Source organism: Streptomyces sp. NRRL WC-3618, assembly GCF_001280005.1.
Taxonomy (GTDB): Bacteria; Actinomycetota; Actinomycetes; order Streptomycetales; family Streptomycetaceae; genus Streptomyces.
The window spans coordinates 1-16,255 of sequence record NZ_LGDW01000449.1 but is presented as its reverse complement, the minus strand read 5'-3'; the positions used below and the strand labels follow the sequence as shown (position 1 = coordinate 16,255).

The following is a 16,255-nucleotide window of genomic DNA, read 5'->3' as shown; positions in this document are numbered from 1 at the left end:
TCGGTACGCTCACGGCATGACTGCCGACGAACGCATAGAGCAAGCGGAACTCCTCTACGAGCGTGCCGTGTTCGGCGGCGAGAGTAGTGCCCTGACGTCCGCCGACCGGAACCTCGACGCGGCCGAGGCGGACCTCGCACTGGCCCGCGGCAAGGTGATCCACGCGCGCTTCCTGGAGGAACGGGCGGAGGACGCGCGGGAGTTGGAGCTCTTCGAGCGCGCGGCGGAGCTGTACGGGCGGCTCGGGGATGTACGGGGCGAGGGTGAGGCGGTGTTCTGGGTCGGCACCTTCCACCAGGTGGTCCGCGACGACAACGAGGCCGCCGTCCCCCACTTCGAACGGGCTCTCGGCCTCGCCACCCGGGCCGGCGACCGGCTGACGACGTCCTATGCCCTGCGGCACCTCGGTTTCGTCGATCACATGGGCGGCCGGCTGGACGAGGCCCGCGCCCGCTTCGAGGAGTCCACCCGCCTGCGCAGGGAACTGGGATTCCTGCCGGGGGTGGCGGCGAACCTGATCGGGCTTGCCTACCTGGCCGCCCAGCAGGAGCGGCGGGACGACGCGGCGGCGCTGCTCAAGGAAGCGATGGAAGTCGCCGAGAGCACCGGCTCCCACGGTGTGCTGCGGTGGGTGGCGGGAGCACGCGAGGAGCTCGACCTGCCGTGAGGTCCGAGGGCGCTCCGTAACCGAACGGGCAGGGGGCGGACAGGGGGCCAGGGGCTCGCCCCCTCAGTGGTGCACCGGCTCCGCCCGCGCGGGCACATGCGACGCCACCACACGCTCCCGCCCGGCCGACGGAGTCGCCCGGCGCCGGTCGACCACGTACGCGACCACCGCGACGCCCAGCCCCAGGGCCGCCAGACCCGCGCCCACGAGGGCCGGGGACGTCGTGCCGAAGCCGGCCGCCAGGGCGAGGCCGCCGATCCACGCTCCGCCCGCGTTGGCCATGTTGAAGGCCGCCTGGTTCGCCGAGGACGCCAGGGACGGGGCCGCCGAGGCCCTCTCCATCACCATCAGGTTGAGGGGCGAGCCCGTGACGAACGCCGCCACGCCGAGCAGTGTGACCGCCAGGGCCGCGCTCCACGCCGTACTCATCAGCAGCGGGAACGCGCCCAGGACCACGATCAGCGACACCAGGCCGCCGAACAGGGTGCCCCGCATCGCGTGGTCCGCGAGCCGGCCGCCCACCAGGTTGCCGATCGTCGCGCCGACCCCGAACAGGGCCAGCAGCAGGGTCACGCTGGAGTCGGCGTACCCGGCGGAGTCGGTGAGCATCGGAGTGATGTAGCTGTACGCGGAGAAGAGGGCGCCGAAGCCCGCCACCGTCGTACCGAGGGCCAGCCAGACCGGCAGGGAACGCAGGGCGGCCAGCTCGCCGCGCAGGCCCGCCACCGGCGCCGCCGCGCGGTCGTGCGGTATCAGCAGTGCCAGGGCCGCTATCGCCGCCACGCCGATCACGCTCACGCCGAGGAAGGTCGCCCGCCAGCCCAGCTGCTGGCCCATCGCCGTCGCCACCGGGACGCCGAGCACGTTCGCGACCGTCAGGCCCAGGAACATCAGCGACACCGAGCGGGCCTTGCGCTCCGGGGCGGCCATGTTCGTGGCCACCACCGCGCCCACCCCGAAGAAGGCGCCGTGCGGCAGTCCGCTCAGGAAGCGGGCGGCCAGGAGATAGTCGTAGTCCGGTGCGAACGCGGAGAGCGCGTTGCCCGCCACGAAGAGGGCCATCAGGCCGATCAGGACCTTGCGACGCGGCAGCCGGGCCGTGAGGGCGGCGAGGAGCGGGGCGCCGATGACGACGCCCAGCGCGTACGCCGAGACCAGGTGCCCGGCGGACGGGATCGAGACGCCCAGGTCGTCCGCGACGTCGGGCAGCAGGCCCATCATCACGAACTCGGTCGTGCCGATGCCGAAAGCACCCACGGCGAGGGCGAGCAGGGCCAGGGGCGTGGCCCTGCGCGCGGGGGCGGACAGGGAGGTCGGCGTGGGCCGGGACATCAGAGCGGGGCCTCTCGAAGGGTGCGGCGGGGCGTAGGTCCGTACAGTTTATGTTCAAGTACGGAACAAAGTGTGCCCAGCCCCCTATTCCCCCGGGTTACGAACCCGTTGCCGATGCGCTCACGCGGCCGGAATCCTCACCCGCGCCGCGATCGGCAGGTGGTCGCTCGCCGTGCGCGGCAGTGACCAGGAGCTGACCGGTTCCACGCCCTGCACCATGATCTGGTCGATCCGCGCCAGCGGGAACGACGCCGGCCAGCTGAACCCGAACCCGCTGCCCGAGGCGCCCTGCGTGGAACGCATCTGGGCGGTGACGGCGTTGAGCGCGCGGTCGTTCATCGTGCCGTTGAGATCGCCGAGGAGGATCTTGCGGGTCAGCTTCTCGTCGTCGAGCGCCTCGCCCAGCGCGTTCGCGCTCTTGTCGCGCTGGCGGGCCGTGAACCCGGCCTCCATCTTCACGCGCACCGACGGAAGGTGGGCGACGTACACCGCGACCGGTCCCTCCGGGGTCGCCACGGTGGCGCGCATCGCGCGGATCCAGCCCAGCTTGATGTCCACCGGGTGGGAGGCACTGATCGGATACTTGCTCCACAGGCCGACCGTGCCCTGCACCGAGTGGTACTTGTACGTCGACGCGAGCGCCTTCTCGTAGATCGGGACCGCCGTGAGCGTCAGTTCCTCCAGGGCGACGACATCGGCGCCCGAGCCCGCCACATCGCGCGCGGTGCCGGACGGGTCCGGGTTCTCCGCGTTGACGTTGTGGGTGGCCACCATCAGGTCACCGCCGGCCCCGGCGGTGCTGCCGAGGAGCCCGCCGAAGAGGTTGAACCAGACCACCGTGGGCAGCGTCACCGCGATCAGCGCGGTCGCCGAGCGCCGGACCAGCGCGACGATCAGCAGCAGCGGTACGGCGACGATGCCGAACCACGGCAGGAACGTCTCACTGAGGCTGCCGAGGTTGCCGATCCGGTTGGGGATCTGCGCGTGCAGCGCCATCACCAGGGCGAGGAGTATGGCCAGCGCCGCCGTGATCAGGCCTCGCCGCCAGATTCTCGGATCACCCCGCCAGCCCGCGGCCAGTCGGTTCGTCAGGCGCCGGAGCCGGGGTCCCCGGCGCTCGGGTCCCGAGCCTCCGTTGTCCGAATCCGTCATGTACGCCTGCTGGGCCATACCGCCGCCTCACAACCTGCCGTGCTCACCGTCCGTCCCCCGCGCCTAAGACCCTAGGGGATGATCGGTTCCGATCTCGCCGTCCCATGACGGCCGTACGGGGACGATGACGAACAAGTCGGCGCGACCAGTTCCGGTTGTTCTCCGCAGACGGTCCTCTGTGACGAAACACGCACAGTCGCGCGCCAATCGACCAGACAGGCGTACGAATTCCCGCTTATGGGGCGAGTGGCCGCAGACCTTGCAGCAGCGTGTCGACGATCTGCTCCGCGAGGCCCTCCGGCAGATCCGCGTCGGTGCGCAGTACGGCGCGCAGGAGCATGGGGCCGAGGAAGAGGTCGTACATCATCGTGACGTCGATGTCCGGGCGCACCTCGCCGTTGCGCTGGCCGCGCCGCAGGATCTCCGCGCCGAGCAGCCGGCGCGGCTCGATGACGGTGGCGTGGTAGGCGGCCCAGAGCCTGGGGCTGCTCTTCATCTGGGCCTGGACGTTGTGCAGGAACGCCGAGGATCGGTGGGCCAGCCCGCGCCGGCGCAGCGCCTCCAGCAGGACGACCAGGTCGTCGCGGACCGAGGTGCCGGGCAGCTCGGGGTCGGCGGGCTCCATGACGCGCATGACGTCGACGAAGAGCTCCTCCTTGCCCGGCCACCGGCGGTAGATGGTGGCCTTGCCGACACCGGCGGTACGGGCCACCCGCTCGATGGAGACGTCCGCGAACGGCACGCCCTCCTCGAGGAGTTGCATCACGCCCTCGATGATGGAGCGCTCCACGGCTTCGCTCCGGGGGCGGCCACGGGCGCTGCCGCGATCGGTGGCGGGCCGATCGACGGCGGTCCCGTCGGCCAGGTCGTCCGCGAGGTTCACGCGACCTGCTCCTCTCGTGTCCTACGTACGGCGTACTACGTACCACGCGTCGGGTACTTCGTACTGCGTACTACGCGCTGCTCGACGCTTACTGCCTACTGCCTCGATTCTCCCCTTCGTTCAGCGGTCGGCCGACGCCAACTGCGGCTTCTCCTCGCCCTCCTGGGGTGCGGGCGGGCGGCCCGGGAGGCACAGGGCGACGACCAGGGCGCCCACGACGGCGACGCCCGCGCCGCACAGCGCGGTGAGGTGCATCGCGTGCAGGAACGCGTCGTTGGCCGGGGCGACCAGGGCGTCGCCCCGGGGGCCGAGCCTGGCGGCGACACCGAGCGTGGCCTCGATGGACTCGCCCGCCGTGTGCCGTACGTCGGCGGGCAGCGCGCCGAGCTTGTCCTCGATGTCGCTGCGGTAGGCCGCCGAGAGGACCGAGCCGAGTACGGCGATGCCGAGCGCGCCGCCGACCTGGCGGAAGGTGTTGCTGAGCGCGGAGGCGGAGCCGGCCTTCTCGCGGGGCAGGGCCTGCATGATGACGACGCTGGTCGGCGTCATGATGTGCGCCATGCCGGTGCCCATGAGGAAGAAGACGACTTCCAGCAGCCAGATCGGGGTGTCGGTCTCGAACGAGGCGAACGAGGCGAGCGTCGCGGCGATCAGGAGCATGGCGGCGGTGGTCGTGGCCCGGTTGCCGAAACGGTCGACGGCCAGCCGGGCGCGCGGCGCGAAGATCAGCTGGGCGGCGGCCAGCGGCAGCATCAGCAGACCGGTCTGGAGGGGCGAGTAGCCGCGCACGCTCTGGGTGTAGAAGACCGAGAAGAAGGTCACGCCCATCAGCGCGAAGAAGACGAGCGCGATGACGGACATCGCCGCCGAGAAGGTCTTGTCGCGGAAGTACGTCACGTCGATCGACGGATGGTCGCTGCGCTTCTCGAACAGCACGAAGCCGACGAGTACGGCGAGACCGGCGCCGATGGTCCCCAGCACCTGCGGGTCGGTGAAGTCGGCGAGCTGGCCGCCCCTGATGATGCCGTAGACCAGCAGCACGAGCCCGACGACGGACAGCAGGACCCCCACGGGGTCGATACGGCCGGGCCTCGGGTCGCGGGAGTCGGGCACCAGGACCGTCATCAGCACGAGCGCGATGATCACGATCGGGACGTTGATGAGGAAGACGGAGCCCCACCAGAAGTGGGCGAGGAGGACGCCTCCGGTGATCGGTCCGATGGCGATGGCCAGGCCGACACCGCCGGCCCAGATGCCGATGGCCTTGGGCTGCTCCTCGCGCTCGAAGACGTTCATGAGGACGGCGAGGGTGGCGGGCATCACGAAGGCGGAGCCGAGGCCCATCAGCGCCCGGAAGACGATGAGCTCGGTGGGCGAACCGGCGGAGGCGGCGAGGGCGGAGCCGATGCCGAACACGGCGAGGCCGCCGAGCAGCACCTTCTTGCGGCCGAGCCGGTCGCCGAGGATGCCGGCGGTGAACAGCAGGCCGGCGAAGACCAGGGTGTAGGCGTTGATCGCCCACTCCAGCTCGCTCTGGGTGGCGCCCAGGCCGGTCGGGGCGGGGGTGGAGATGGTCTTGATGGCGACGTTGAGGATGGAGTTGTCGAGCACCACGATCAGCAGGCTGAGCATGAGCACACCGAGGATCGCCCAGCGGCGCCGATGCACGGCCTCGGGGATCCGGGGGCCGGGGGTGGATGGGCCGGCAGGAGTAGTCATGCCGGCAAGCCTAAGCCTATTTCGATACGAGACCGTCTCGTATCGAATCTCTTTACCCAGACCTTACGGTCGGGAGATCTTCAGCACACAGGGAGCCCTCCACGGCCGTCCACTAGCCGTCCCCGGACGAGAGGTGCCACCATGGACGTGATCCGGGGACGCCGTCAGGGTGCCTCGAGATGACGTGAAGGAGCAGTTGCGATGACGCAGCTTCAGCCTGCCCAGCAGACCTCCGCCGGCAGCACCCACGCGACGAACGCGCTGTACGGAGGCAAGGGCACACGCCGCATCACCGTCCGGGACATCACCGCCGCCAAGGAACGCGGCGAGAAGTGGCCCATGCTCACCGCGTACGACGCGATGACCGCGTCCGTCTTCGACGAGGCCGGTATCCCGGTCATGCTGGTCGGCGACTCGGCGGGCAACTGCCACCTGGGCTACGAGTCGACCGTACCCGTCACCCTCGACGAGATGACCATGCTGTCGGCGGCGGTCGTCCGGGGTACGAGCCGGGCGCTGATCGTCGGCGACCTGCCCTTCGGTTCCTACCAGGAGGGTCCGGTGCAGGCGTTGCGCTCCGCGACGCGGCTGGTGAAGGAGGCCGGGGTCGGGGCCGTCAAGTTGGAGGGCGGGGAGCGTTCGCACCGCCAGATCGAGCTGCTGGTCGAGTCCGGCATCCCCGTGATGGCCCACATCGGGCTGACCCCCCAGTCCGTGAACGCCATGGGCTACCGCGTGCAGGGGCGCGGCGAGGAGGCCGCCCAGCAGTTGCTGCGGGACGCGAAGGCCGTGCAGGACGCGGGGGCGTTCGCGGTGGTGCTGGAGCTGGTTCCGGCGGAGCTGGCAGCCGAGGTCACGCGGACGCTGCAGATTCCCACGGTGGGGATCGGGGCGGGGGCGTCGACGGACGCGCAGGTGTTGGTGTGGACGGACATGATGGGGCTCACCGGGGGGCGGGTGCCGAAGTTCGTCAAGCAGTACGTGGATCTGCGTGAGGTCATGGGGAACGCGGCGAAGGCGTTCGCGGAGGATGTGACCAGCGGGGCGTTCCCGCTGGAGGAGCACTCGGTGCACTGACGTTCCACTGGGTTTACGGAGCCCACTGAGCCACTGCGGCACGAGAGCAGCCCGTCGACTCCCCCATCGGCGGGCTGCGGCCTTTGTTTCTCGCCCCCGCCGCCCCTACCCGTCCCATCCTGTTTCTGGGGGCTGTGCCCCCAGACCCCCCTTCGCGCCGAAAGCGCTCGTCCTCAAACGCCAGACGGGCTGGGGGTGCCGGTGTAGGTGGGCTGTCGGTGGTTTGTCGGTGGGGGGTGTCAGGGTCGGGGCATGACGCGAATCGACAACCACCCCGTACCCGGGGCCACGAGTGCCGTTTCCGTGCGGGGGCTGGTCAAGCACTACGGCGAGACCAAGGCGCTGGACGGCGTCGACCTGGACGTCCGGGAAGGCACCGTACTCGGGGTGCTCGGGCCCAATGGCGCCGGCAAGACCACCCTCGTACGCATCCTGTCCACCCTGATCCAGCCCACCTCGGGGCAGGCGACCGTCGCCGGGTACGACGTACTGCGCCAGCCCCGGCAGCTGCGCCGGGTGATCGGTCTCACCGGTCAGTACGCCTCCGTGGACGAGAAGCTCCCGGGCTGGGAGAACCTGTACATGATCGGGCGGCTCCTCGACCTGCCCCGTAAGGACGCCCGCGCCCGGGCCGACGAGCTGCTGGAGCGCTTCTCGCTCACCGACGCGGCCAAGCGGCCGGCGAGCACGTACTCCGGCGGTATGCGGCGGCGGCTGGACCTGGCGGCCTCGATGATCGGCCGGCCCCTCGTCCTCTTTCTCGACGAGCCCACCACCGGTCTCGACCCCCGCACCCGCAACGAGGTGTGGAGCGAGGTCAAGCGCATGGTCGGCGACGGCGTGACGGTGCTGCTCACCACCCAGTACATGGAGGAGGCCGAGCAACTCGCCTCCGAGCTGGCCGTGATCGACCGGGGGAAGGTCGTCGCCGGCGGCGCGATCGACGAGCTGAAGGCGAGGGTCGGCGGCCGTACCCTGCGGATCCGCCCGGCCGATCCGCTGCAACTGCGTCCGCTGGCCCGGGACTTGGACGACCTCGGCATCACCGGTCTCGCCACCACGGCCGTGGACGCCGAGACGGGCAGCGTCCTGGTGCCGATCCTGAGCGACGAGCAGCTCACCGCCGTGACCGGCGCGGTCATCGCGCGCGGAATCACGATCGCCTCGATCTCCACCGAACTGCCCAGCCTGGACGAGGTGTTCCTGTCCCTCACCGGCCACCGCGCCAGTGCCCCGCAGGAAGACACCGCGCCCACCGACACCCGAGAGGAGGTCGCCGTATGAGCGCCGCGACCGTGACCGCGCCCGTGAAGGACATCCAGGACGACGGACGTATCCCGCTGCGCGGGCATCTGCGCCACACCGGCGCCCTCGTCCGCCGCAACCTGCTGTGGATCAGGCAGGACCCGGAGTCGATGGCCGACGCCCTGCTGATGCCGATCATCTTCACCCTGCTGTTCGTGTTCGTCTTCGGCGGCTCGATCGGGCAGGCTCTGGGCGGCGGGCAGGACGGGTATGTGCAGTACGTGATCCCCGGCATGATCGCGATGATGAGCATGACGCTGTCCCAGGGCGTCGGCACCGGGTTCTGCCAGGACTTCAACTCCGGTGTCATGGACCGTTTCCGGTCCCTGCCGATCGGGCGCGGCTCGGTGCTGTTCGCGAAGATCTCGGTCGAGCTGATCCGGATGCTGCTGGCGACCACCGTGCTGATGATCGTCGCCGTGCTGGTCGGCTTCGAGATCCATCACTGGGTCGGCCTGTTCGCGGCCGTGGGCCTGTCCACGCTGTTCGCCTCGTCGATCATGTGGGTGTTCCTCACCCTGGGCGTGATCATGAAGAGCGCGCAGTCCGTGCAGGCGATGGGCTTCCTGGTGCTGTTCCCGCTCCAGTTCGGTTCGTCGATCTTCGCCCCGCCGCAGTCGATGCCGGGCTGGCTCCAGACCTTCACCGACTACAACCCGCTGTCCACGCTCGCGGACGCGGCGCGCGGACTGATGGTGGGCGGTCCGGTGGCGCACGCCCTGTGGGTGACCATCGGCTGGTCGGTGGCCATCACGGCGGTGATGGCGCCGGTCGCCATCCACAAGTTCCGTACGAAGAGCTGACGGTGGGTTGTCAGATGAGGGCGGTCGCCTCCCCGGGGGAGAGGCGACCGCCCTCGGCGTACGCGGCCTCGTACGCCTCGTCGCCGAGCACCGCACGGACCGCGCGGACGGCACGCGTGCGGACCTCGCGCTCCACGCGTCCGGAGACATGGCCGGGCGGCAGCAGCCCGTCGGCGGCGCCCAGGCAGCGGGCGGCGTCGAGGGCACGGACGGGGTCGAAGCCGACGATGGCGGCGGCGCCGGTGGTCAGCAGGGTGGAGTGCAGATGGGGGGCGATGGCGCGGGACAGCTCGTCGTCCGCGCGGGCCACCGCCTGTCGCGTCGTGCCGAGGGCGTCCTCGTACCGTCCTTCCGCGACGTCCAGCCAGGACTGCGCGCCGAGGATGAAGGCGTCGAAGACGACGAACGAGGCGGCTCTGAACTCCGCGCGCAGCAGCCGGAGTTGCTCGCGCGCCTCGGGGACCCGGTCGGTGATGCCGAGCCAGGCCGAGAGGAAGAGCCGGGCGGCGGGCATGGCTTCGTTGACCATCCCGGCGGCCTTCTCGATCACGTCGCGCAGCATCTGTTCGCCCTCGTCGACGCGGCCCGCCTCCAGGAACACGTTGCCGAGGCGGGCGGCGAGGACGGTCTTCTGGGCGCGGGCGCCGAGTTGGTCGGCCAGTTCCATCGCGTCCCGGAAGTCGGCGGCGGCGCTGTCGTACTCGGCCCTGCGTTCATGGGCCTCGCCGCGTGCGGAGAGCGCCTCGGCGGCGCCCCAGGCGTCCCCGAGGCGGCGGAAGATCTCCAGCGCCTCGTCGGCGTCGCGGGTCGCGTCGCCGGCCCAGTCACTGCGGTTGGCGAGGACGTTGGCGCGCATCTGGAGACAGGCGGCGAGCTCCCACTCGTAGGCGGGTTGCGCCTCGCGGCAGGTGCGCACGGACTCACCGACGATGACGCTGAGCCGCTCCATGTCGCGGGTGAGCATGACGGCGTAGAACCAGAGGAGGCCGGGGTAGCGGCAGGTCTGCGGGGCGCCGGGTTCGTAGACCTCGGTGATGGCGCGCAGCTTCTGCCGGGCCTCGGGTGTCTGCCAGGCCTCCAACTCCATGTCCATGGAGGCGAGATGGATGAGGTGGACGCCACGCCGGGCCTCTTCGAGGAGCTCTCCGCTCCAGGGCGGCGGGGTGTCCGTGCAGCGCTCCCACACAGGCTGGGCGGGGCGGATCGGGAGGGCGAAGGGGTCGGGGCCGAGGTTCATGACCTCGCGGGCCCAGTTGCGGCCGGCGAGCCGCAGATCGCGCATCTGCCAGTACCAGGAGCTCGACAGGACGAGGCAGAGCGCTTCCTGTTCCTGGCGTGCGGTGACGGCGTGCCGGAGTGCGGCCCGGATGTTCTCGCTCTCCCGCTGGAACACGTCGAGCGCGGCGAGTTGGCCGGGGCCGCGCAGCAACGGGTCGGTGGTCCGGGCGAGTTCACGGAAGTACGTGAGGTGCGCGCGCTCGGCTTCGGGGCGGACGCCCGCCTCGTCGAGGCGCTCACCGGCGTACTCGGCGACGGTCTCCAGGAGGCGGTAGCGCATCGCACCGTTCTCGTCGTCCGAAGGGGCCGCCACGACAAGGGACTTGTCGACGAGGGAGCCGAGCACTTCGAGCGCGAGGGGGCCGCACACCGCTTCGGCGGCGGCGAGGTCGCAGCCGCCCGCGAAGACGGACAGCCGCCGCAGGACGTCCCGTTCGTCCGCGTCGAGCAGGTCCCAGGACCAGTCGACGACGGCTCGAAGGGTCTGCTGGCGGGGCAGGACGGTACGGCTGCCGGAGGTGAGCAGCCGGAACCGGTCGTCGAGCCGGTCGGCGATCTGCCGCAGCGACAGCATCCGCAGCCGGGCGGCGGCCAGTTCGATGCCGAGCGGCAGCCCGTCGAGCCGCCGGCAGATCTCGGCGGCGGCCTCCGGATCGTCCTCGACCCGGAACCCGGGCCGGGCGGCGGCCCCCCGGTCGGCGAGCAGGCGTAGCGCGACGGGCTCGGGCAGCGGTTCGACGGGACGGACCAACTCCCCCGGTACGCCCAGGGGTTCACGGCTGGTGGCGAGCACGGTGACTCCCGGGCAGCGCACCAGCAGCTCCGCGACGAGATGCGCGGCGGCGTCGACGACGTGCTCGCAGTTGTCGAGGAGGATCAGCATCCGCCGGTTCGCGCAGTGCTCGGCGAGGCGTACGAGGGGGTCGTCGTGGCGGTCGGCGGAGGCGACGCGCATCTCCTCGGCGCCCGCCCCGCGCAGCACGGTCTCGCGCGCGCCGACGGCGGTGAGCACGGCCTCCGGTACGGCGTCCGGGTCGACGACGGGCGCGAGTTCGGCCAGCCACACCCCGTCCGGTGCCACGCCCCTCGTCCCGTCCCGTACGGCTTCGGCGGCCTCCTGGGACAGGCGCGTCTTCCCGGCCCCGCCGGGCCCGAGCAGCGTCACGAGCCGGGCCGTCGCGAGGTCACCCCGGATGGCCTCGATGTCCGCCTCCCGGCCGACGAAGGAGGTGAGGCGGGCCCGCAGGTTGCCCGGGGGCGGAGGTGGAGACGGAGTCTGGGGTGGGGTGCGGGACGTGCTGGAGGCCGCGACGGGCCGGTGCGCACGGAGCGCCGGGCCACCCCGTGCGGAAGCCACGCCCGCAGCGCCGGCGGCCGTGCTCCGCGCGCCTTCGGGTATGCCGTCCGGTCTCAGCAACTCCGCGTGCAGTGCCCGCAGTTCGGGTCCCGGGTCCACGCCGAGCCGGTCCGCCAGCAGCAGCCGTACGTCCTCGTACGCGGCCAGCGCCTGGGCCGGGCGGCCCGTGTCGCGCAGGGCGCGCAGCCGGAGGGCCTGGAGGGGTTCGTCCAGGGGGTGGCTGTCGCACAGGGCGGTCAGTTCGGGCAGCGACTGTTCCGCGGCGCCCAGGGCCAGGGCGGCGGTGAGGCGGGTGCGGCGCGCGTCCAGCCGGCGGGTCTCCCAGCGGGCGGCCTCCGCCGTGCGGTCGGGGAGGTCGGCGAGGGCCGGGCCGTGCCAGAGGGCCAGGGCGTCGTCGAGGACGGCGGCGGCCTTGGCGGGGTCACCGTCGGCCAGCGCGCGCGTGCCCTCGCCGGCCAGCCGCTCGAAACGGTGCAGGTCGACGTCGTCGGGCACGGCGCACAGCCGGTAGCCGCCGTCGGCGGAGGCGATGGCGTCGGGGCCGAGCGCCCGGCGCAAACGGCCGACCAGCGCCTGGAGCGCGGCCGGCGCGTCGGCGGGCGCGTCACCGTTCCACACCTCCTCCACCAGGACGCCCGTGGGCACGCTCCGGCCGGGTCGCTGGGCGAACACGGTCAACAGGGCGCGCAGCCGCGCCCCGCCGACCGGGACGGAGGTGCCGTCGGGACGGAGTGCCTGGGTGGTGCCGAGGATGCGGTAGCGCACGGGTCCATTCTCTCCGGCGAGGGTCGCCGAGCGCGCGCGGGTTTACATGCGTGTGAACTGGAAGAAGTCCAGGATCTCCGGGAACCTCCAGGAACCTCCGGACCTCGATGGGACGTTCTTTCCGGAGCACGGGTAGCGTCGACCCGCCCGCGCAGTCGCATACGGCACTGTCCGCCGAGTCCTCAGGAGCCCTGCCCCATGACCACCGCCACCACCCGCAACAGCGACCGGCGGATCAGCCCCGTCTTCGTCGGGATCCTGGCCGTCACGGCGGTCACGGGCTGGGCCACCTGGACCGGGTTCGCCGCGCAACCCGGTGTCGCCGTGTTCCTGTTCGTGACGGCCGCGTGGATCGTGTCGCTGTGTCTGCACGAGTACGCGCACGCGCGCACGGCGTTGCACGGGGGCGACATCACGGTGGGGGCCAAGGGGTATCTGAGCCTCAACCCGCTCGCCTACACGCACGCGCTGCTCAGCATCGTGCTGCCGGTGATCTTCGTGATCATGGGCGGGATCGGGCTTCCCGGCGGTGCCGTCTTCATCGAGCGGGACCGGATCCGGGGGCGCTGGAAGCACAGTCTGGTCTCGGCCGCCGGTCCGTTGACGAACGTCCTGTTCGCGGCGGTGTGCACGGCGCCGTTCTGGCTGGACGCGCTGGACGGCGTACCCAGCGATTTCCGGTTCGCGCTCGCTTTCCTGGCCCTGCTCCAGGTCACGGCGGCGATCCTGAACTTCCTGCCGGTGCCCGGCCTCGACGGTTACGGGGTCATCGAGCCCTGGCTGTCGTACAAGATCAAGCGTCAGGTGGAGCCGTTCGCGCCGTTCGGGCTGCTGTTCGTGTTCGCGCTGCTGTGGCTCGGGCCGGTGAACAGTGTGTTCTTCGACGTGATCGACACGATTCTGCGCGGTCTGGGGATCGGTTCGTTCGACACGTACTGCGGTCAGGAGCTGTTCCGCTTCTGGCAGGGGTCGAACGAGTTCTGCTCCATCAGCCGGTGACGGAGTTCCGGGCCCCGTCCCGCTCGTCCCGTTTGGCCTGCTTGCCCCGCTTGAGGTAGTACCAGGCCATGTTGGACGCCAGGCCCGCCAGCAGTACCCACACGATCCCCAGCCAGTTGCCCTGGACGAAGGACACGACGGCTGCGGCCACGGCGAGTACGCAGACGATCAGGGCATAGACGGCAAGGCGGGGCATGGGGTGGGCTCCTGTCGGGGGACACTGCCGGAAACCCGTTCAGTGTCCCCCATCCGCTCAGATGTCGGTGACGCGCAGGCCCGCGTGGGCCTTGTAGCGGCGGTTCACGGAGATCAGGTTGGCGACCAGCGACTCGACCTGGTGGGCGTTGCGCAGCCGGCCCGAGAAGACGCCGCGCATGCCGGGGATGCGGCCGGCGAGGGCCTGCACGATCTCCACGTCCGCGCGCTCCTCGCCGAGGACCATCACGTCCGTGTCGATCTCCTCGATCGCCGGGTCCTGGAGCAGTACGGCCGACAGGTGGTGGAAGGCGGCCGTGACCCGGGAGTCCGGCAGCAGGGCGGCGGCCTGTTCGGCGGCGCTGCCCTCCTCCGGCTTCAGCGCGTACGCGCCCTTCTTGTCGAAGCCGAGCGGGTTCACGCAGTCGACGACGAGCTTGCCGGCCAGTTCCTCGCGCAGCGATTCGAGGGTCTTGCCGTGTCCGTCCCAGGGCACGGCGACGATCACGATGTCGCTGCGGCGCGCGGTCTCGGCGTTGTCGGCGCCCTCGACACCGTGGCCGAGTTCGTCGGCGGCGGCCTGGGCGCGGTCGGCGGCGCGCGACCCGATGATCACCTTCTGTCCGGCCCTGGCGAGCCGGTAGGCGAGGCCCTTGCCCTGCGGCCCGGTCCCGCCGAGCACGCCGACGACGAGCCCGGAGACGTCGGGAAGGTCCCAGGGGTCCTTGGCGGGAGCCTTCGCGGGTGTCTCGGCGGGGGTCTGTGCACTGTCGGTAGAGGTCATGGGCCGACTTTACGTCCGTGCCCGGGCACCCATGGGCTCAGGTGAGGTCCGTCACGGGCACCCGCCGGAAGCTGATCGTCTCGTAGGCACTGAAGTCGCCGGTCTCGTACAGGAGTCCGACGGTGTCGGCGTCGACGCGGACCAGGTCGGAGTAGGCGGCGGGCAGGCCGTTCACCGTGTGCGCCGGGCGCCAGGTGGTGCCGGCGTCGGTGGAGACGCGGATGGTCATCAGGGCGCGGAATTCCGGGTCGGCGGGGCCGGAGTAGAGGAGCACGTCGGGGTCGCGGAGCTGGAGCACGCTGCCCTGGCAGATGGGGGCGGTCAGGCCGGCCTGGGGGCGGAAGGGCTTGGTGAGGGTCTGGCCGCCGTCCGTGGAGTGGGCGTCGGCGCGGTTGCCGGGGGACGGGGAGTCGTTGCGGGTGTTGAAGTAGACGCGCCCGTCGGGGAGTTCGGCGGCGGTGGTCTCGTTGACGTTGATGTAGCCGTTGGTGTTCTCGTCGATGTACCCGATGCGCCAGGTCTTGCCGCGGTCGTCGCTGAGCAGGCAGTGGCCGCTGTTGTACTGGCCCTCGTTGCCCAGGTCTTTCCCGGTGGGCGGGATCGTGTGGTTGGCGGCGACGACGACCCGGCCGGTGCTCAGCTGGACGGCGTGGCCGGGGGTGGTGGCGTACCAGCGCCAGTTCGGTTTCTTCACCTGCCCGGTGATCTCCACGAGGGACGACCAGGTGAGGCCGTCGTCGTCGCTGTGGCTGACCCAGACGCGGCGCCCCTTGGCCGCCGGCACCTTGCCCAACAGGATGTCCTTCTCGGTGGCGGTGGCCGCGGCGCGGATGTGCACGAGGAGGATGCGGCCGGTGTCGAGGACGACCGGGGCGGGGTTGCCGGCGAGATTGACGCCGTTGTCGGCGGCGACGATGAGCGGGCCCCAGGTGCGGCCGCCGTCCGTGGACCGTTTCAGCACGATGTCGATGTGCCCGTGGTCCGAGGCCGACGCGCGCCGGCCCTCGCAGAGGGCGAGCAGGGTGCCGGTGCGGGTGGCGACGACGGCCGGGATGCGGTAGCTGGCGTAGCCCTCTTTGCCGGACCTGAAGGGGATGCTTGTCTCTGCCATGAACGGCTCCTTGGCGAGAACGGTGAGTGGGGGGACTGCACGTACGGGCAGTGGTTCGTGTCCTTACCCATGTTGGGCGAAAACATGGTGAAGGGAGCGCCCTGAGTTGCCGGTTGCGGCAGGATGCGCGGTCATGGACGCCGTACGGGTCGCGTTGTTGCGCGAAGTGCTCGCAGGGACCGAGTGGTTGGGGGCGACCCGGAGGTTCGCGGGGGCGTTACGGGGGTCCGTGGTGTCGTACGGGGGCGGCTTGCTGTTGGTCGGTACGCCGGCGTACGAGCCGTGGCACCTGGCGGCGCATCTGGTGGACGAGGCGGCGTGGTCGGGGACGCCGGAACTGGCCCCAACTCTCGTACGGCATGACACGCGGGCGTCCGGTCCCGGGCGGCTGCCGGTCGGTCTCGGCCGGCTCGAGGCGGCGCGCCGGGGTGAGACGTTGCTGGTGGTGACGCCGGAGGAGGTGAGCGGGCCACTGCTGGAGCGGGTTCATGACGCTCGGCGGGGTGGGGCGAAGGTGCTGCTGCTGGGGTCGGGTGAGGGGGAGTTGGTGTCGATGGCGCATGAGTCGCTGGCGGTGCCGGAGGGGTTGGAGCTGGACCTGGACACCGTCCAGCACTTGGTCAGCGCGGCGGCCGGCGAGAACGGGGTCCCTGTTGCCCGGGGGCGCCGGCGTTTCCGTGACCGTCTGGCCAGGCTGGCGGACGTTCTGACGGCGCCGCCCCCTTCCCGCTGGTAGAAACATTTCCCACCAACCCACCCGTCTCGGCATCTCCGCCGCCTCCGGCGGAACCCCCCGACACAGGGCACCCCGCGAAAACCGGTTGCCCC

General features: G+C 71.2%; 14 protein-coding genes. 6 read left to right on the top strand and 8 right to left on the bottom strand.

All coding sequences use genetic code 11. The features are described from left to right. Nucleotides 1-16: 16 nt before the first annotated feature. Nucleotides 17-667, top strand: coding sequence for a tetratricopeptide repeat protein (locus ADL01_RS30425; protein ID WP_053745221.1), 651 nt, complete (start codon nt 17-19; stop codon nt 665-667). A 63-nt stretch (nt 668-730) separates the two neighbouring features. Here ADL01_RS30425 and ADL01_RS30420 read toward each other — a convergent pair whose 3' ends face one another. The 4 genes from ADL01_RS30420 to ADL01_RS30405 form a co-directional block, all read right to left on the bottom strand. Beyond that, complete coding sequence (locus ADL01_RS30420; protein ID WP_053745220.1) at nt 731-1,999, bottom strand: MFS transporter; 1,269 nt, start codon at nt 1,997-1,999, stop codon at nt 731-733. 120 nt (nt 2,000-2,119) lie between these two features. Continuing rightward, a complete protein-coding gene (locus ADL01_RS30415) occupies nt 2,120-3,169 on the bottom strand; it encodes an endonuclease/exonuclease/phosphatase family protein (protein WP_053745219.1) in 1,050 nt (349 codons plus the stop codon). 217 nt (nt 3,170-3,386) lie between these two features. Continuing rightward, nucleotides 3,387-4,034, bottom strand: a complete 648-nt coding sequence (locus ADL01_RS30410; RefSeq protein ID WP_420719751.1) for a TetR/AcrR family transcriptional regulator — start codon at nt 4,032-4,034, stop codon at nt 3,387-3,389. A 120-nt stretch (nt 4,035-4,154) separates the two neighbouring features. Then, the gene (locus tag ADL01_RS30405; protein WP_078960833.1) at nt 4,155-5,753 is read right to left on the bottom strand and encodes an MFS transporter; all 1,599 of its coding nucleotides are present in this window, start codon (nt 5,751-5,753) and stop codon (nt 4,155-4,157) included. 201 nt (nt 5,754-5,954) lie between these two features. Here ADL01_RS30405 and panB point away from each other — a divergent pair, with 201 nt between their 5' ends. The 3 genes from panB (at nt 5,955) to ADL01_RS30390 (ending at nt 8,938) form a co-directional block, all read left to right on the top strand. Then, nucleotides 5,955-6,830, top strand: coding sequence for a 3-methyl-2-oxobutanoate hydroxymethyltransferase (panB, locus tag ADL01_RS30400; RefSeq protein WP_053745217.1), 876 nt, complete (start codon nt 5,955-5,957; stop codon nt 6,828-6,830). 252 nt (nt 6,831-7,082) lie between these two features. Next, nucleotides 7,083-8,114, top strand: a complete 1,032-nt coding sequence (locus tag ADL01_RS30395; protein ID WP_053745216.1) for an ATP-binding cassette domain-containing protein — start codon at nt 7,083-7,085, stop codon at nt 8,112-8,114. Continuing rightward, the gene (locus tag ADL01_RS30390; protein ID WP_053745215.1) at nt 8,111-8,938 is read left to right on the top strand and encodes an ABC transporter permease; all 828 of its coding nucleotides are present in this window, start codon (nt 8,111-8,113) and stop codon (nt 8,936-8,938) included. Before ADL01_RS30395 ends, ADL01_RS30390 begins: the two co-directional genes overlap by 4 nt. Nucleotides 8,939-8,948: 10 nt before the next feature. On the opposite strand, the gene ADL01_RS30385 is transcribed toward ADL01_RS30390, so the two are convergent. Beyond that, nucleotides 8,949-12,338 (bottom strand): AfsR/SARP family transcriptional regulator, encoded by a 3,390-nt coding sequence (locus ADL01_RS30385; RefSeq protein WP_053745214.1) that lies wholly within the window; start codon nt 12,336-12,338, stop codon nt 8,949-8,951. Nucleotides 12,339-12,536: 198 nt separating this feature from the next. Here ADL01_RS30385 and ADL01_RS30380 point away from each other — a divergent pair, with 198 nt between their 5' ends. Next, entirely contained in the window at nt 12,537-13,337 is an 801-nt protein-coding gene (locus ADL01_RS30380; protein WP_053745213.1) for a site-2 protease family protein, read from the top strand. Here ADL01_RS30380 and ADL01_RS30375 read toward each other — a convergent pair. The 3 genes from ADL01_RS30375 to ADL01_RS30365 are packed head-to-tail and all read right to left on the bottom strand — an operon-like array spanning nt 13,327 to nt 15,427. Continuing rightward, nucleotides 13,327-13,533 (bottom strand): hypothetical protein, encoded by a 207-nt coding sequence (locus tag ADL01_RS30375; RefSeq protein ID WP_053745212.1) that lies wholly within the window; start codon nt 13,531-13,533, stop codon nt 13,327-13,329. The two genes, ADL01_RS30380 and ADL01_RS30375, sit on opposite strands and share 11 nt — an antisense overlap. 57 nt (nt 13,534-13,590) lie before the next feature. Further along, entirely contained in the window at nt 13,591-14,316 is a 726-nt protein-coding gene (npdG, locus tag ADL01_RS30370; protein ID WP_053745211.1) for an NADPH-dependent F420 reductase, read from the bottom strand. A gap of 37 nt (nt 14,317-14,353) precedes the next feature. Next, complete coding sequence (locus ADL01_RS30365) at nt 14,354-15,427, bottom strand: sialidase family protein (RefSeq protein WP_053745210.1); 1,074 nt, start codon at nt 15,425-15,427, stop codon at nt 14,354-14,356. Between the two features lie 133 nt (nt 15,428-15,560). Here ADL01_RS30365 and ADL01_RS30360 point away from each other — a divergent pair, with 133 nt between their 5' ends. After that, a complete protein-coding gene (locus ADL01_RS30360; protein ID WP_053745209.1) occupies nt 15,561-16,163 on the top strand; it encodes a hypothetical protein in 603 nt (200 codons plus the stop codon). The last annotated feature ends 92 nt before the right edge of the window (nt 16,164-16,255 follow it).